Here is a 17,508-nt window from a genome sequence, read left to right as displayed (position 1 = left end):
AAATATTTTTTTATTTTTACCACTTTTATTATCTTTTTCCCATTTTCTTCATTTGTATAATAGGTTATTTTTTAGGATATACTTCAAACTAAGAGGTGATATATTTATGAAATTTTTAATTTATTTAATGGTGTTTTTTTCTTTATTATTTTTTATAAAAATTGTAAATTATTTGCTTCAATTGAAACAACATGCAATCACTAAAGAAATTAACACTATGCAAAAGAGTAAAGGATTTTTATCAATAAAAGACTTAATAGGCATTGACTCTTGTAATTTACTATCCTTGGTAAATACTTATCTTTCTAAAAAAGGATATAAAGATATAAGAGTATTAAAGGATTCAGATATATCAAATCCATCACTTACTTGTTCCCTAAATGAAGATAACATTTATATTTCGCTTATTTCCTACCACAAGAAAGAATCTGATTCAACAAATAAACCTTGGCTTGATATATTTATTGCTAATATGGTAAAGCATCAATGTAAAAAAGGAATTTTATTTACTAACTCAGTTTTTAATACTGATTATATTAAAGCTGTCAATGCATTTAACAATAACTCTTCTTTTGAAATTAAGCTAATAGATGGTTATGAACTCAGCAGATTCATTAGAAATTTAAATACACTTACTTCTAAGGAGGGTAAATATGTTTGATTATATCTATATATTTTTAGTACTTATTTCTCCTTTCATAGGTAAGCTTATTAAAAACATATATCTAATTTATAAACTGAAGAAAGAATACGTTAAATCCGCAGATATCTTAAATTATATGCAGTCTTTAACCAAGGATGAATTTACAATTTGGGCCTGTGACTTTTTATATAATAATAACTTCAGCAATATTGTTACTTGTTCAAACTCTCAATGTCATTCACAAGATATAGTATGCACTAAAGATCAAAATACATTTTATGTACTTTGTAAGCAATCATCTAGTACTGAAAGTCTTACTAAAGATGATATCGATTCTTTGTTAGGATCCATGATTTTAGATAATATTCATAAAGGAATTGTAGTGACCACTGGTACAATAAGCAAGGCTCTTAAAGACTCACTTGCTTCTATTCCTAATGATTATTATATTCAAATTATATCTGGTGATGATTTAAAGTATAGCATTAATCACCCCAAATAGTTTCATTTATAAATTAATATAAAAATATAGGTAAATCAGCTTTTCTGATTTACCTATATTTTTTCATAAACTATAATAATCTGCATCCCTCTGCATCTTGTGCTATTAATCCTTTTTTCATTAATCCACCTAAAGCCATTTTGAAGTAATTTTTACTTGTTCCAAAAGTTGCTTTTATATCTTCAGGACTTGATTTATCATTGAAAGTCATAAACCCACCGTTTTTTTCCATATATTTAACAATTTTTTCTTGAAGGGCATCTCTTTCATTTAATCTTGTCTTTCTAGGTGTTAAACCAATTACGCCATCTTCATATACTCTTTTAACTCTTAATTTCATTTCTTGACCTGGATGAACTTCGAAATAGTATTCATTTGGTAATACTAACCCCTTATATTTTCCATCTATGGCAACATTTAAAGTTCCAGCTGGTGTTTTTGAATATACCATTGCAGTAACTTCGTCACCTACTTTATATCCTTCACCAATTTCTATGTAATTTTCAACTTCAGTTGTTGCTGCTAATCTATCTGTCTTATCTACATAAATATAGAATAAATATTTCTTACCAGTATGTAATTTATATCTTTGCTCTTTTAGAGGAACAAAAATATCCCTATCTAAACCGAAATCTATAAATGCACCAAATTCACTTTGTTGTACAACTTTTAAATACGCAACGTCAAAAGCCTTTGCTAAAGGCTTTTTAAATGTAGCTAAAGCTCTATCTTTTGAATCTCTATATATAAATACTTCTACTTCATCACCAACACTTACTTTATTTCCTTCTAGTAATGATTTTGGAAGTAGTACTTCAGCTCTTCCATCTAATTCTCTTAAATAAAATCCAAAGTCTTTTTCTCTATCAACTTTCATTTTATTATACTCGCCTATTCTTAACATGTAGACCTCCTAATTACTTATATTTTTTACTTAAAGCAACATAATTGTCTGCTGACCTCTTAATGCTTTTAATTTCTTCTTCTGATAACTTCCTAACAGCCTTTGCAGGATTACCTAATATAAGTACCCCTTCTTCAAACTCCTTACCTTGAGTTACTAATGCACCAGCTCCAACAATTGAATTTTTTGAGATTTTAGCATTATTTAATATTATACTACCCATTCCAACTAAAACATTATTACTTATATTGCACCCATGAATAATAGCACTATGTCCTATAGTAACATTTTCACCTATAATTACAGGACTTTCTATATCAACATGCACTACAGCATTTTCTTGAATATTACTATTTGCTCCTATTACTATCTTGTTCATATCAGCTCTTAACCTGGCACCAAACCAAATGCTTACGTTTTCTTCAACTTTAACATCACCTATAATATCTACTGATTCCGATACATATGCATTTTCATTTATACTAGGGGCTACGCCATTAAACTGCAATTTCATACTCCCACTCACCTCTTGGCTAAAATTATCACTTTATTTTATCACTCTTTGTTATTATTGTCATTATTTTAATGATTAGAATACTATATATAGAATAAATAACATTTTGTGAGGAAAGTTTTTGAGTAAAAGTAGGCATCGAAATAATTTAACTTTTGATCCAAATAAAATTAAATACTATTATGGTATTCCTCATTGCCATTGTAGTTATTCAACTGGAAAAGGAAATCCACTTGAAATATATACTGCAGCTATTAAATGCGGCCTGGATTTTTTATTCTTAACTGACCATAATGACTTTTTAATTACTAAAACAAAATATAAAGATGACCTTATCACCAAATGGGAATTAAGTACCATAATTACTACTAAAGCTTGTAAAAACTCCTCTAACTTTATTCCTATTTTAGGCTTTGAATGTAAAAGTGTTTATGGTGATTTAAATATAATAAATCCAAATTCTTTTTTTACTGGAACTGTATCTGATATCCGTTTACTAACCTTATGGATGCTAAATAATAATAACTCATTTATATCAATAAATCATCCTCATAAAAACATACTTAATCTTCAGTATAATTCTATTTTAAATAAGCTTATAACTTCCATTGAAGTTTGTAACGGAAATCCTGCTTCTAAATACACTAGGCATGATAAATATTACTTTGCTCTACTAGATAAAGGCTGGAAGTTAAGTGCCATAAACGGTCAAGACAATCACCGCATAAACTTCTCTGATTCAGAGTACCTCACAGCCTATATAGGTAATGAATTATCTAAAAACGCATTAATTGATGCATTTAGAAACCATCGTACCTATTCAACAGAATCTAAATTTTTAAAATTCCATTTCCTTTTAAATGACACATTCATGGGAGATACATTATTTATTACTTCAAATAAATTAAAATTCAGTATCTTTGTGGAAGATGTAAAATACAGAATACTTCATATACAAATTATCTCCAATAAAGGAAATATAATAAAGAGTATTGAAAATATAAATCTAAACTATATTCGCTATTTTTATGAACACATTCATGAAGAAAACGAAACATGGTATGTAGTTCGAGTGTTGCAAGAAAACAATAAAGTAGCATTAAGCTCTCCTATCTTTGTTGAAGATGCGTTAATTAAAAACAAAAATTGGACTACTGAAATTTAATCAGCAGTCCAATATGAAATATGATTATTTTGCATCTTTATTTAAATGCTTAACTCTGTTAGGTTTAGCCTTAGGTCTAATAACTATTTCTTTTTCTTTTTTCTTAGGGCCTCCAGTAGCTTGTATCTCTAAGAACCACATGAAAAAAGTAACTGTTAGTATAGTCATTGTAATCACAACAATGATATTACTTCCCCAACTAACAATGTTTGGTAGGAACATTTGTATAACTAATAATATAATTGCAATTGCCAATGGAATAAATTTATTTATTCTAACTTTTGAAAAAACATATTTTCTACCTAAAAATGACACTCCCAAAGTCAAAGCAAATAATAATATGAAATATAATATCCATCTTAAGAAATTCAACATTAATATACTCCTTTCATAACAATATACTTATATATTATAAGGAAATGAATATATTTTCAACATAATTTTATGTTCCATTTTTTTGATAAAATATTAAATTTAAAGCTCACTATTAAAAGATTTTATTTTTTACTTCATTTTTTATATATATTTTGATAAAATGTATTAAAGATATTATTAAATTATTAAAAGGGGTGTTATTATGGGTTTAAATCAAAACTATCAACTTGATGACTTAGACCTTCAAATTTTAGATATATTAATCAAAGACTGTAGAACTCCATACTTGGAAATTGCCAGAATGTGTCATGTTAGTGGCGGTACTATCCATGTAAGAATGAAAAAAATGGAGGAATTAAACATAATTAAAGGAAGTAGAATTCTTTTAAATCTTCCTAAACTTGGTTATGATGTATGTTGTTTTGTAGGAATTTATATAGATAAAACCTCTTCTTATACAGAAGTTGTTAATGAAATGTCCAAGATCAACGAAGTTGTTGAGCTTCATTTAACAACTGGAGATTATACTGTGTTTGCTAAGGTTATATGTAAAAATATCTCTGATTTACAGGATATTCTTTTAAATAAAATAAATGTAATCCACGGTATACAAAGAACTGATACTATTATTTCACTAAATCAGCCAATTGACAGAAACATTACAATTTAGAATACATAAAAATACTTCTTTATGTAAAAAATATATATAAACAAAATATAAAGGAGTTGTTTTTATGAAAGTATTAGATACTATAGCTTTACTTTTAGTAATAATAGGTGCAGTAAACTGGGGCTTAATAGGCTTCTTTAGATTCGATTTAGTGGCAGCATTATTTGGATCAATGACAATATTCAGTAGAATTATATATGCCCTTGTTGGAATAAGCGGCTTATATGCAATTTCTTTCTTTGCAAAAAGTAAGGTAATTGATTAATTATAAAACTAATGATGAAAAAGCCTTACTATATGTAGGGCTTTTTTTATATTTTTTCATGATAGATATATTTTAAAAAAGGATTGATACTTAATGAAAATTTATAAATTCATAAATTCAAATATTTGTACCATGATTATTTTATTTGCTTTTTATTCTTTCTTAGGGTGGACATGCGAAGTATTATATGCTTATTCACTTCATCATCACTTCGTCAATAGAGGATTCTTCACTGGTCCTTTTTGCACTATTTACGGCTTCGGCTTTCTTATGATTTACTTATTTCTTAATAAATTCAAAAACAAAATCTGCTCACTTTTTATTTTTTCAATTTTATTCACTTCTGCGTTAGAGCTTATTACAGGTTGGGCTCTGGATACTCTTTTCCATATACGGTACTGGGATTATACTTCTTATCCTTTAAATATAAAAGGATATATATGTTTCTACTTTTCTCTAATTTGGGGTATTGGTTCCATTATAGTTATTAAAATATTAAATCCGGTAATTTCTTTTCTTATATCTTTGATCCCTTCTACCAAATTAACTTCCATTTGTTTTTTAATTCTATTCTATTTCATTGGTGACCTTATTATGAGTTCATATAAATTAACCTTTGTAAAAATATTTTTAGAAAACATTTACTGGCTTCTAAGTTGTATAATTTCTCTCACCTTTCATCAATATTACTTTTACAAACCACTGATAAAGGACAAGCTTCATTGGAGGTTGTTAATTTCCTTTAATAAAATATGAAAATAAGGTATTGGCAAAAAAGCCAATACCTTATTATTATTTAATGGATTTAATTATATCAAATAGTTCTAAAGCTGCTACTCTAGGTCCATTCTTTTCTTGTCCTTTTACCCCTAAGCATGTTTTAATCTGTCCTACTTTAACACCAGTACTATATAGTGTATCAAAGTATTTCTCAATTAATATATCTGTTTCCTTTTGTTTTTGTACTGGTCCAAAAGGATTAGCAAAATAACTTTCAACTAAACCTTTTTCTGTAGTTGTTCCCTTTGCCATTCTAGCACCAGATTTAAACACTTTAATTGCTTCTTCAGCATTTTCAAAATAATCTATATGCTTTTCATTTTCTTTTACTTCAGTATAATTATTAGCATATAAGAATAAATCTACTTTATATCCTTTTATTATTTCGCTATATGGTGCTACTGGCATAACAAGCCTTGCATTAATCTTATCTGGGTTCATAAATATACTTCTATCTAATTCTTTAAATGCATACCCTTGATCCAAGTCATCTAATCTAACAAAGGCACCTATTTCAGTTCCATAGCCATAAACTTTTCCATCTTTTTCTTTGAAGATACCCATATCATCAAATATAGTTATCATACCACTTATTTGGTTTTCACCAAGTGCCCTTAAGGCTTCTAAGCTTTCTGATTTACCTGCTCCACTATCTCCCATTATTACAACATTAGCATGCTTTCCATTCTTCATTTCAATATTTACCATTGCACCATGTATTGGTAGATATCCTCTTTTTATCATTATTAGATTATGCAATGTTAATAGCATTTTTTTCATGTAACCAAAATAATCTATTTCATCTGAATAATTTACATATCCAAGCATTATATTGTTTTCTTCATCATCATAAAATACTGTTTTTAACTCTTTATCTTCATCAGTTGCACCAAAAACATATATCATATCTGGTTTTCTACCTCTACACTCTTCAACTTTTGCCATTTCAAAAAGGTTGCAAAGAGTAACTCCATGTTCCATAAAATCTCTATGGAAATATACATAAGCTAATAGTTCTCCTACTTTAGCAGGGTAACAGAACCAATGCTCTTTAGTTATGTGTGAATATTTTAATGGGTTATGTTTTATTTCTTTAAAGATTCCATTCCTTGTATTTTTCTTTGGATATGTTATGAATGGAGCTTCTAATAATATAGAATCAATAAAATTTATATCCTCTAATATTTCATAACCACTAGGTACTGGCCATAAAAGAGAATTAATCATAAGACTACAGTTACCTCCTGCTGGTATCTGTCTGAAAACCTTTGGAGAAACTCCTAAGATATTTTCTTCTATTCTTCTATATAATCTTAAAATAAGCTTGGCAAATTCAGAGTTAGCTTCTGTAAAATTCATTGCTGCAATACCTTGCCTTACTTTATCTGTATGAATAATTGTATATCTTTCTAATCTTCTCCAAAATAAATATAAATCTTCTACTACCTTAATAAACTCTTGCTTATCCTGAAAAATAGCTTTGTAATTACTCTCTATTTCTAATATCTCATTAGCATCCATTATAGTAAGCCATTTAAATAATTTAAGTAATTCTGTCTTTATGAAATGACTATCATTACTGCCTAAAGAATCAGATAAAAATCTATATGAAAGAGTAACATTTTTTTCTGACTTCTTTAAATATACATCTAAAACCCTTCTAAATCCTTCACTATCTAAAACAGACTCAAAATTTGTACAATATTTTGCTGAAAAATTCAATAAAACTTTATCATTACTTATAGAAAATTCTTTTTTCATTTTTATCTCCTCCATTTATACTTTTATACCAATTTGTATCACAAATATACTTATTGCTTTTCTACATTATATCATTATTTTGCAATAATTAAAATATTTTTATTCATTTTTTAATATTATTTCATTTCTACTTACTTTTTTTACGTATGTTTTTTTATGTTTTAAATATTTTGTATGGACTTTTTCTGATTTTTTCGATTTTTTACTTGTTATTTATATCTATTATTTGTATTTTTATAGCACTATATTAAATTTTGTATAATAATATAATATTTTCCTTATTATATTTTGCAATTTCCCCAATGCATTTCCTGCATTTTCTTTTTTGATTTTTTATTTTTTTATAAAAAAGATGGATTAAATTGAATTATCACATCAATTTAATCCATTTTCTTTTATGTTCATTACTATTTCTTCTCTAATACTTGTAGCAAGTTCAACCAATTCCTCTTTAGATAATTCTGAAGGATTTATAGGCTTACCAAATACAACTCTTACTTTACAAGGTTTAAATCTTCTTTCATCTTCAAATCCCTTGTTAGCTCCTTCTATAGTTACAGGAACTATTAATGCTTTAGCTCTTGTGGCTAATTTAAGGCTCCCCTTTTTAAATTCACCTACACGCCCTCTTTTTCCTCTAGTACCTTCAGGGAATATTACCATAGAAAATCCTTCTTTTATATTTTTTACTCCTTCACTAATAGATTTAACAGCCTCTCTAGCATTACTTCTATCTAACGGAACACAATGTGCTTTTTCTAACCAATATCCCAGTACAGGCACCTTTAACATTTCTTTTTTTGCTATAAATCCTATAGGCTTGCTTATAGTTTTAAAAAGAATTGGAATATCTAATATACTGGTATGATTACTTATAAATACACAAGGCTCTGTAGGAATATTTTCTTTTCCTTCAACTTCAATTTCTATACCTATGGTTTTAATAGTGTAGGTAGACCATTTCACAGCTATCTCTTCCACAAATTTGTCTGCAGCTTCATTTCCTTTATATTTTTTTAAATAAGAATATTTAATCCCTTTAATTCTTACTGCAAGCATATATATTATGTACATTATCCCTTTAAAAAACATATTAATTTTAATTCTCCTTACTCTGTCATATCTAAATATAAGTCTATTTTTTTGTCTTTAATGAATATTATTATCTCATCATGTCAAAACTCTTAACCACGGAGGTGAATTATGAAGAAGACATACTTAAAAACTTTTACTACCATTTTAATATTAATTCTTACCTTACTGTATTGTCTCCAATTCACCTCATTATATAATAAAACTAATTCAAATAGCAATTACCTTACAGTTTATTTTATAGATGTAGGCCAAGGTGACTGCATCTTAGTTAATGTTAATGGTTATAATCTATTAATAGATTCCGGGCCATCCAGTGCTAGAAAATCTCTTCTGGGCTACTTAGATAAACTATCTATTAGTAAATTTGACTATGTAATAGCTACTCACCCTCATGAAGATCATATAGGAAATATGGATGCCATAATTCGTAAATATCACATTGGAAAATTTCTTGCCCCTAAAGTAACTGCTTCAACCTTAACTTTTGAAAATATGGTTACTGCTTTAAATGATAAAAACTTAAAAATTTCCGTTATATCCACTGGTTCTAACTCTATTAATTTAGGAAAAGAAACTTCTATTATGTTTTATACTTTACCAAATCTAAATACAGATGATGAGTTAAATCTTTATTCACCAATAATAAAACTTACATATAAAAATATTTCCTTTTTATTTACTGGAGATGCAGAACTAAAAAACGAAGAATTTTTAATTAAAAATGAGATTAATCTCAGGTCTCATATATTAAAAATTGGCCATCATGGCTCTAGTTCTTCCACCTGTGAAGCTTTTTTAAATTCAGTAAATCCTAAAGTTGCTATTATATCTGTAGGTTCTAACAACAAGTATGGGCACCCAGCTGCTTCAACATTAAATCTTTTAAAAAATTACCATATAAAATTATACAGAACTGATCTTTTAGGAACTATAATTTTAAAATCTGATGGTTCATCTTTTTCAATCTTATATCAATGAAAAAATGAAAGATAGATTCTTTTTAAGAATCTATCTTTCATTTATTTTATTGAGTTTCCTCTTCTTCTTTTTTATTATCATTACTTAAAACTTCTTCTTTCATATATCTTCCCCATGAGGTAAGAATTTTAAATAAGTTCACTACATCTTGTTCATTATATAACAAAATAGTATCAATTTTTTCTTTAGGCATTCTTTCAATATACTCGTCATCTTTTAAAACCTTATGAAAAGTTTTAGCTAAGTTTGATCCACTTATTACTTCGCCTTCTCTAAATATTTCAAATAGCTTTTCTAAGTTTTTAAGCCCAATGGAAGTCTTTTTACTTTTTTCGTATTCCTTTTGAATATCGATAGATTTAAATTCCCCTTCAATATTGAAATTTATATTATATTTCTTGAATAAATAATTAATAACAGTATAATCATTATTTCCAGAAAAGGTCACAATAGACTTCTTACCTATTTCCCTCATCTTTAAAAAATACTTCTTTGCTAATACTAATATATCTACTACTTCGCCTTTATTTTCAATCATATATTGGGTAACATAAAGTTTTTTGTCTATATTATTATATATACAAGCACCAAAAACACCTATACATTTAGGCTTTTTATATACATAATGTTCTAAATCAAAAAATATCAATTCCTCTGGCTTACACTTTTCCCCATTAACTTCTAGCATATCAATCTCATCATAGCCTTCAACTTCAATGACATTTTCTCGAATAATCACAATATCACTCTTTCTCTACATAATTTTATCGCCTGTATAAATCATTTCTACACTTATAAAATATATTATATCACACAAAATTATTTTGTTATAGATATATGTAATTTTTAGATAACAAGTACACCTCATTGACCTTTTATAAAGATTTTGATATTATATTGACATAACTAATCAGACGATAATGATTTTCAATTCGAGGTGATTTTATGAGTTTATGTGATTTGAAATTAGGGGAAAAAGGTAAAATTCATAGCATTAAAGGAGACTTAAAGTTAGCAAAAAGACTTTCTGCTTTAGGATTAGTAGAAGGTACGGAAGTAGAACTAAAACGCGTTGCTCCTCTTGGTGACCCCTTGGTAATAAATATACGTGGCTTTGATTTAGCCATAAGAAAAAAAGATGCAAAGAATATTTTTTTAATTAAATAGGCGGTGAATTATATGAAAACTGTTGCATTACTTGGTAATCCTAATGTTGGTAAGACCACTTTATTTAACTTGTTAACAGGTTCTAATCAAAAAGTGGGAAATTGGTCTGGTGTAACCATTGATAAAAAGGAAGGATTTTTTGATGATATCAAAATTGTGGACTTGCCTGGTATATACGCTATGGATACTTATTCTAACGAAGAAATTGTATCTAAGAACTTTTTACTAAATGAAGATGTAGATATAATATTAAATATTGTAGATGCATCCAACATAGATAGAAATCTATACCTTACAACTCAGTTAAAACAATTTAATAAACCAATAGTATTAGCAGTAAATATGATTGATGTAGCTGAAAAGAAAGGTATTTTTATTGATTTCAATATACTATCTTCTCTATTAGATGTTACTATAGTACCAATTCAAGCTTCTAAGGGCTTAGGTATTAGTGAAATCAAAGCTACTTTGAAAAATTTAGAAGCTTTAAAATGTACAAATAAAATAAATAGTTTTTCATCTGAAAAAGAAACTTATAAATACATAGAGACAATTTTGTCAAAGTCTCAAAAAAACATCAAATCAAAGACTTCTAAAAGAAATGACAAGCTAGATAGTCTACTTCTTAACCCATGGCTTGCTTATCCTATATTCTTTATGATTTTAGCATTGATGTTCCAAGTAACATTTTCTTGGATTGGACAACCTCTTTCAGATTTATTAGGAGTATTAGTTGATGATTATTTCACTCCTTTTGTAGCAAATTCTATTTCTAGTTTTAACCCATGGTTTCAATCATTAATTCTAGATGGTATTATTGCTGGTGTAGGAGGAATAATAGTATTACTACCTATAATACTTTCTCTTTTTACATGCATAACAATCCTTGAAGATAGTGGATATATGGCTAGAGTAGCTTTCTTAATGGATAAGATTATGAGAAAAATTGGTTTATCTGGCAAAGCATTTATTCCTATGATCATGGGATTTGGCTGTTCTGTACCAGCTATAATGAATGCAAGAACATTGGAAAGTGAAAAAGATAGAAAGTTAACAGCATTGCTTGTTCCTTTAATGAGTTGTAATGCAAGACTTCCTGTTTACAGTATTTTTGCTTTAGTATTTTTCCCAAAACATATTGGAATAGTAGTTGCTTCATTATATTTCTTAGGTATAATAATGGCCTTTGTAATAGGTCTTATATTTAATAAGACTATATTTAAAAATGATGAAGAACCATTTTTAATAGAATTACCTGAATATAAAGCACCATCATTTAAAAATCTTTCTAATCAATTATTAGAAAAAACTAAAAGCTTTTTAACTAAAGCAGGTACAGTGATATTTGCTATGAGCATAGTATTATGGTTTTTATCAAACTTTAATATCCATGGCTTATGTGATGTAAATGACAGTATATTAGCTTCAATAGGTACCTTTATTGCACCTATATTCAAACCTCTTGGTTTTGGAAACTGGCAATCTTCTGTTTCCTTATTAACAGGACTATTAGCTAAAGAATCTGTTGTAGCCTCAATGTCAGTAATCTTCTCTGGAGATTTATCTGCTGTGCTTCCACTACACTTTACGGCACTTTCAGCATTTTCATTTATGGTTTTTGTACTTTTATATACACCATGTATTTCAGTTATTGGAACTATGAAAAAAGAATTTGGCAATAAAATGTGTGCTTTTTCTGTTATATATCAAGTATTATTAGCATGGATAGCATCATTTGCTGTATATAATATAGGATCACTAATTATTTACAATAAATCTTATATTGAAATATTTATAACAGCTTTATTATTAATTTCAGCTATCTTTATATTATATAGATCTTCAAAAAATAATTCATGCAAAAACTGCAAAGGTTCTTGTGATAATTGTAATATTAAATTAGAAAAATAGAAGGCAGATTAATTTCTGCCTTCTATTTTTCTGCTTTTTTCTTAGATAGTTTTTTTCCAACTATTCTTTTATAATAAATATTTATTACTGCTGCTGTAGGTGAGCCTAAAAGCATTCCTGCCACTCCAAAGAATCCTCCACCAATAACCACAGCATATATAATCCAAAAAGGTCTTACACCAACTTTATTACCGACTAATTTAGGATCTAGATACCATCCATCAAACATCTGTAAAGAAAATAGCACCACAAACACTATAACTGCTTTTATAGGTGAAACAAATAAATTAATTAAAAATCCCACTATTTCTCCCACAAAAGGACCAAAGTAAGGAATCATATTAGTACATCCTACAATAATTGATAAAAGTACAGCATATTCAGAATTAACGATAGATAGTAATATAAATGCCATTATGCCTATTATCAATGAATCTAAAGCCTTTATACCTATATAGGCTCCTATCATATCATTATAAATTTTCATAAATTCAATAATTTTTTCCGTTTTTTCTTTTTTAATAAAAAGTTCTAAAAATTTCTTACTTGCTGCAATTAAACGATTTTTATCTATTAAAACATATATGGATACTATAAATCCTAAAATAACTTTTACTATTTGGGAAGATACACTAAATATTCCACTTAATGAGCTTTCTAATAAATTAACAGCTATTGTGCCAACCTTACTAATATATGTTTCCAAATTTGCTACAACTCCAGTAGTGCTTGCAAAATCCTTTAACATAGGATTATTTGTTATTTTATCAATAAAACTTCGTACTGACTCCATATAACTATCTGCATTAGAAGCTATATCCTTTATGGAATCAATTAAAGATGGTATACCATAAATACATAAAACAAATATTATTCCTAAAAATACTGCATATGTTAGTGCAATAGAAATTCCATTACTTAACTTTAATCTTCTTTCAAAAATCCTAACAACAGGACTTAAAATATACGCAATTACAATTCCATAAACAAAAGGCATTGATAATGATACAAACTCCTTAAAAAAATAAGTTATTCCTGGACCTAATATATCAAATGCTTTATAAATAATTATGCAAAATGCAAATGTTATCAAAACAGCTATTATTACATCTTTATATTTATTATCTTTTAAAAACAATCATTTCACTCCTTTATTACATAATTTGATTATACCAAAAAATTTATTAAGATACAGTTAACTTTTGTATCTTATTTATTAACATATCATTGCTGACCCCTAGCAACTTAAAAGCCTTTTTTGTAACATTACAAATCGCTATTAATAAATAAATCTTTTCATCATCTATTTTTTCTTCACGTATTATTGATATTTGCTCTGCAACTCTATCTATTAATTTTATTATTTGTGCACTACTATAATTCTTTCTACTAGTTTTAATAGCTTGTATATACTCCTCTATTAAATTTATTAACTCTAATTTATCTTTTAAGTGGTAATAATCATAATTTATAGCTGACTCTTTTCCTTGCATATTATTAAACTTTTCATTAAGATAACATTCCATAATTTTAATTTTTAAATAGCTATTATCTTTAATGCTAAATGATTCATAGTAATCAAAAATAACATCACTACCTATATCTTTTTTAAAAAATTTAAAAATCAAATTTTCAATAGCTATCCTCTCAATATCTACTTCTTTAATATTTATTTCATTTTTATCCAAAGCAAGAACCACTTCTTCTCTAGACCTCTTTAATAATAATTTTATAATATGATTTTCATTCCTTATATATTTTTTTATATTTTCATTTAATTTAATAAATCCTAAGGATACACTTTCTAGCTTTTCTGCTATTTCATAATCTACCTTTTTCATAATAGAATATATTTGATTGTATCTGGTATTTTCATATTTATTTCTAATTATTATTATCTTAGTAGTATTTTTATCATATGCTCTATGTAACGGATAAGCTAAATCTTCTATGGTCAAATTATAATCTTTATCTCTAATTATTAAAGGTGGAAGATTAAATTCTTTAAGCTCTACTATTTCTTCACTATCATAATACTTTATTAGTTCCATATTTTTCATTTTTTCTAAAATATAATTAATACTTAGAATTTTTTCTTTCTCGCAAATGGAATTATAGCATTCAACTTTATATCCCTTATTTCCATATAACCCTTCAATAAATTCATTTATGATTAATTTATATAAATCATTTAATTGTATTACTGTAGATGAACTTTTGATCTTATTTATAATTAATATCTTTTCATCAATTTGTATACTTTTATCTTCAACATTAAATTGTGAAAAAATTTTTTCTAACATTCTTTCTTTTTCTATATATAAATTGACATAAGGCCCTACTGCTTCAGAACCTTTTATTCCATTTTCCGCTAAAATAGATGATATTTTTTTTGCAATAATTAAAGGGCTTTCTTTAAAATGATTTTTAAACATAAAGCATAATATAGTATAATCTCCATACTCTTTTGAATCATTTATCCGTATAGATTTTTTGATTATTTCTCTCTCAACTTGAAGTTCTTTTTCAATAATCCCCACTAAAATATTTATATGCTTCATAAACTTCTCCCTGAATATATCTACATCTCAATAGTAATTATAAGACAAAAGAAGTGGCAGAGCCACTTCTTTTAAAGTATAATTCTCACAATTCTATAAAATAAATTAATTATAAAACTTACAGGATAATAAAGAAAACTTGATCCCACAAAAACCACAACCATTAAGATTAAAAATTGATATTGATATATCTTATCTGCTATTTTATAAAAATGTTTTGGCGCTAAATCTCTAAGTATTTCAAATCCTGCCAAACCTGGAAGCGGTAATAAATTAAATACACATAAACTTACATTTACACTTACAACAGCATAAACCATGCTTAATAATACAGTTCCACCTGCACCTGTTAACATTGTTCCCATATATCTTATTAAGAATACATATATAAACATACCAATAAATGCTGCTATTAAATTACCTATAGGTGCTGCAATAGATACTTTTATTGCATCTTTATATCCTCTTTTATAAGCTCTTGGATTTGTTTCTATAGGTTTTGTCCACCCAAAATGAAATAGAAGAATCATTATAAATCCTACAAGATCAATATGAGCTATTGGGTTTAATGTCAGTCTTCCTTGAAATCTTGGTGTCTTATCCCCTAACTTATCAGCTACTAAAGCTTTAGCATATCCCTGTACTGTAAAAGCTATCAATACTGCTGGTACAGATATAATCAAATTAAATAAATCAAAATTTCTCATCTTTTCACCTCTTTTGCATAATTTGCTTATTATTATATCATAATTTTTTTTCAAATAATATAAATTTAATAATAAGTTTATAATTTTACATATTTAAAAGAACCGCAACATTGCAGTTCTTTTAAATTTAATTTCCATTTAAATTATCATTTACCCCTTGCTGCACTCCTTCACTTGGAGTTTCAGTTTCTTCAGTTCCAGAATTACTATCTTCAGTTCCTTCAGATGGTTCTTTAGGTACTTCTGGGACAGGTGTACTTGGTATATTCTCTCCAGAATCTTCATTTGGTGGAACTTGTCCACTATTATCACCTGCTTCTTCTTCAGGTGCAGAAATTGGTTCATTCGGTACATAATTTGGTTCTTGCGGTGCTTCCATAGAATTATTACCTCTTTTGACTTCACCATCTTGTGCTTCAATATAATCATTTGGATTTATATCGTACATTTTATTATAAACTGATTCTTGATTTGCATATTTTTGAAGTTCTGTTTTTAATGAATCATAATTAAATTGTTCTTCATTTGGATATATATTTTCATATATAAAGTTATATAATATACTTGCATTTTGTAGTCTATCCATCAAGAATACAGAACCTAACTCCTTATAGTTTCTTGTTTCAGATAAAGCAACTAATGGAATTTGTAATTGTTCCACATCAAGACTTGGGAACTTATATATTGTATATGCCATATTTAAAGCTTCCAACGGATCAATATTTGTCTTGATATATTCAAGCATAGTATTCATTACTCCCAAATATTTACTTGGCTTGGTATTTTGTAATTTTTCTATCACTTTAAATATTACTTCTCTTTGACGGTCAGTTCTCTCATATTCATCCCCAACGTTATATCTAATTCTCGCATACGATAAAGCTTGTTTACCATTTAAAGTCTGTATACCAGTCTTTTCAACAGGACAATCATTTCCACCAGTTGATTCACCTATATATTTATTAAGCTCTTCTAATTGATAATCTTTTACATCAACCTCTATTCCACCTATGTAATCAACAATAGTTTCAAATCCCCAAAAATTAATTATTATATATTTATCTATATTTACATTATATGTTTCCTTAACAGTTTTCATTAAAAGCTCTGGCCCACCAAGCATATATGCTGAATTAAGTTTAGCTTCTCCATGTCCTGGTATATCTACTAAAGTATCTCTAAATAACGATGTTAATTTAACTTTTTTATTATTATTATCCAATGTTGCAATGATCATAGAGTCTGATCTACAAGGTTCATCTAAATCTCTTGCATCTACTCCTATTAATAAAACATTTGTAATTCCTTCAACTTCTTTGAATTCTGAATCATTGTTAGAAATTGATGGTTCTTTTTTTACATAAATTTTATTTTTTATATGCTTATAAAATCCTAATACAGTTCCTATTAAAATAACTAAAACCATTACTAAAGATAAGACTACCTTTTTTGTTGTTGACCAGCTCTTTTTCTTTCTGCTCATTTTGCCGCCTCCTTTTCTTATATATTA

19 protein-coding genes are annotated in these 17,508 nt (G+C 27.2%); 9 read left to right on the top strand and 10 right to left on the bottom strand.

Going from position 1 to position 17,508, the window contains the following annotated elements; translation table 11 throughout:
- Positions 1-106: 106 nt before the first annotated feature.
- Together Q5O44_RS01720 and Q5O44_RS01715 are read left to right on the top strand one after the other, a co-directional pair.
- Complete coding sequence (locus Q5O44_RS01720; RefSeq protein WP_022166657.1) at positions 107-661, top strand: restriction endonuclease; 555 nt, start codon at positions 107-109, stop codon at positions 659-661.
- The gene (locus Q5O44_RS01715; RefSeq protein WP_022166656.1) at positions 654-1,145 is read left to right on the top strand and encodes a restriction endonuclease; all 492 of its coding nucleotides are present in this window, start codon (positions 654-656) and stop codon (positions 1,143-1,145) included. The genes Q5O44_RS01720 and Q5O44_RS01715 overlap by 8 nt, the downstream gene beginning before the upstream one ends.
- Before the next feature lie 70 nt (positions 1,146-1,215).
- On the opposite strand, the gene Q5O44_RS01710 is transcribed toward Q5O44_RS01715, so the two are convergent.
- Both Q5O44_RS01710 and Q5O44_RS01705 read right to left on the bottom strand, forming a co-directional pair.
- On the bottom strand, positions 1,216-2,049 hold the full coding sequence (locus Q5O44_RS01710; protein ID WP_022166655.1) for a S1 RNA-binding domain-containing protein: 834 nt from the start codon (positions 2,047-2,049) through the stop codon (positions 1,216-1,218).
- A 13-nt stretch (positions 2,050-2,062) separates the two neighbouring features.
- Positions 2,063-2,563 carry a gamma carbonic anhydrase family protein gene (locus Q5O44_RS01705; protein WP_022211099.1) on the bottom strand — a complete coding sequence of 167 codons (501 nt, stop codon included), beginning with the start codon at positions 2,561-2,563 and terminating at the stop codon, positions 2,063-2,065.
- Positions 2,564-2,684: 121 nt separating this feature from the next.
- Between Q5O44_RS01705 and Q5O44_RS01700 the strand changes: the two genes are divergently transcribed.
- Complete coding sequence (locus Q5O44_RS01700) at positions 2,685-3,728, top strand: CehA/McbA family metallohydrolase (RefSeq protein ID WP_022166653.1); 1,044 nt, start codon at positions 2,685-2,687, stop codon at positions 3,726-3,728.
- Positions 3,729-3,752: 24 nt separating this feature from the next.
- Here Q5O44_RS01700 and Q5O44_RS01695 read toward each other — a convergent pair whose 3' ends face one another.
- The gene (locus Q5O44_RS01695; RefSeq protein ID WP_291660930.1) at positions 3,753-4,100 is read right to left on the bottom strand and encodes a hypothetical protein; all 348 of its coding nucleotides are present in this window, start codon (positions 4,098-4,100) and stop codon (positions 3,753-3,755) included.
- Positions 4,101-4,305: 205 nt separating this feature from the next.
- Here Q5O44_RS01695 and Q5O44_RS01690 point away from each other — a divergent pair, with 205 nt between their 5' ends.
- The 3 genes from Q5O44_RS01690 (at position 4,306) to Q5O44_RS15200 (ending at position 5,794) form a co-directional block, all read left to right on the top strand.
- Entirely contained in the window at positions 4,306-4,773 is a 468-nt protein-coding gene (locus Q5O44_RS01690) for an Lrp/AsnC ligand binding domain-containing protein (protein ID WP_022166651.1), read from the top strand.
- A 64-nt stretch (positions 4,774-4,837) separates the two neighbouring features.
- Positions 4,838-5,038, top strand: a complete 201-nt coding sequence (locus Q5O44_RS01685) for a DUF378 domain-containing protein (RefSeq protein WP_022166650.1) — start codon at positions 4,838-4,840, stop codon at positions 5,036-5,038.
- A gap of 93 nt (positions 5,039-5,131) precedes the next feature.
- Entirely contained in the window at positions 5,132-5,794 is a 663-nt protein-coding gene (locus tag Q5O44_RS15200) for a putative ABC transporter permease (RefSeq protein WP_022166649.1), read from the top strand.
- 36 nt (positions 5,795-5,830) lie between these two features.
- Here the strand turns inward: Q5O44_RS15200 and Q5O44_RS01680 are convergent, their stop codons facing one another.
- Together Q5O44_RS01680 and Q5O44_RS01675 are read right to left on the bottom strand one after the other, a co-directional pair.
- Positions 5,831-7,579, bottom strand: coding sequence for a hypothetical protein (locus tag Q5O44_RS01680; protein ID WP_022166648.1), 1,749 nt, complete (start codon positions 7,577-7,579; stop codon positions 5,831-5,833).
- Between the two features lie 375 nt (positions 7,580-7,954).
- Complete coding sequence (locus Q5O44_RS01675) at positions 7,955-8,671, bottom strand: 1-acyl-sn-glycerol-3-phosphate acyltransferase (protein ID WP_022166647.1); 717 nt, start codon at positions 8,669-8,671, stop codon at positions 7,955-7,957.
- Positions 8,672-8,782: 111 nt separating this feature from the next.
- On the opposite strand from Q5O44_RS01675, the gene Q5O44_RS01670 reads away from it, so the two are divergent.
- Positions 8,783-9,652, top strand: coding sequence for a ComEC/Rec2 family competence protein (locus tag Q5O44_RS01670; RefSeq protein ID WP_022166646.1), 870 nt, complete (start codon positions 8,783-8,785; stop codon positions 9,650-9,652).
- A 46-nt stretch (positions 9,653-9,698) separates the two neighbouring features.
- On the opposite strand, the gene Q5O44_RS01665 is transcribed toward Q5O44_RS01670, so the two are convergent.
- On the bottom strand, positions 9,699-10,391 hold the full coding sequence (locus Q5O44_RS01665) for a ribonuclease H-like domain-containing protein (protein WP_022166645.1): 693 nt from the start codon (positions 10,389-10,391) through the stop codon (positions 9,699-9,701).
- Positions 10,392-10,597: 206 nt separating this feature from the next.
- Here Q5O44_RS01665 and Q5O44_RS01660 point away from each other — a divergent pair, with 206 nt between their 5' ends.
- Together Q5O44_RS01660 and feoB are read left to right on the top strand one after the other, a co-directional pair.
- Entirely contained in the window at positions 10,598-10,819 is a 222-nt protein-coding gene (locus Q5O44_RS01660) for a FeoA family protein (protein WP_022166644.1), read from the top strand.
- A 12-nt stretch (positions 10,820-10,831) separates the two neighbouring features.
- The gene (feoB, locus tag Q5O44_RS01655; RefSeq protein ID WP_022166643.1) at positions 10,832-12,730 is read left to right on the top strand and encodes a ferrous iron transport protein B; all 1,899 of its coding nucleotides are present in this window, start codon (positions 10,832-10,834) and stop codon (positions 12,728-12,730) included.
- A 22-nt stretch (positions 12,731-12,752) separates the two neighbouring features.
- On the opposite strand, the gene Q5O44_RS01650 is transcribed toward feoB, so the two are convergent.
- The 4 genes from Q5O44_RS01650 to Q5O44_RS01635 form a co-directional block, all read right to left on the bottom strand.
- Positions 12,753-13,868: an AI-2E family transporter gene (locus tag Q5O44_RS01650; RefSeq protein WP_022166642.1), complete on the bottom strand. Its 1,116-nt coding sequence runs from the start codon at positions 13,866-13,868 to the stop codon at positions 12,753-12,755.
- Between the two features lie 46 nt (positions 13,869-13,914).
- Complete coding sequence (locus tag Q5O44_RS01645) at positions 13,915-15,291, bottom strand: arginine--tRNA ligase (RefSeq protein ID WP_022166641.1); 1,377 nt, start codon at positions 15,289-15,291, stop codon at positions 13,915-13,917.
- Between the two features lie 71 nt (positions 15,292-15,362).
- Positions 15,363-15,998 (bottom strand): site-2 protease family protein, encoded by a 636-nt coding sequence (locus tag Q5O44_RS01640; protein WP_022166640.1) that lies wholly within the window; start codon positions 15,996-15,998, stop codon positions 15,363-15,365.
- Between the two features lie 127 nt (positions 15,999-16,125).
- Positions 16,126-17,424 (bottom strand): LCP family protein, encoded by a 1,299-nt coding sequence (locus Q5O44_RS01635; protein ID WP_370545558.1) that lies wholly within the window; start codon positions 17,422-17,424, stop codon positions 16,126-16,128.
- Positions 17,425-17,508 lie beyond the last annotated feature (84 nt).

It is taken from the genome of Clostridium sp. CAG:221 (genome assembly GCA_000435835.1).
Classification (GTDB): domain Bacteria; phylum Bacillota; class Clostridia; order Clostridiales; family Clostridiaceae; genus Clostridium.
Note: the sequence above shows the minus strand (reverse complement) of the source record. Positions and strands in the feature narration are given on the sequence as shown.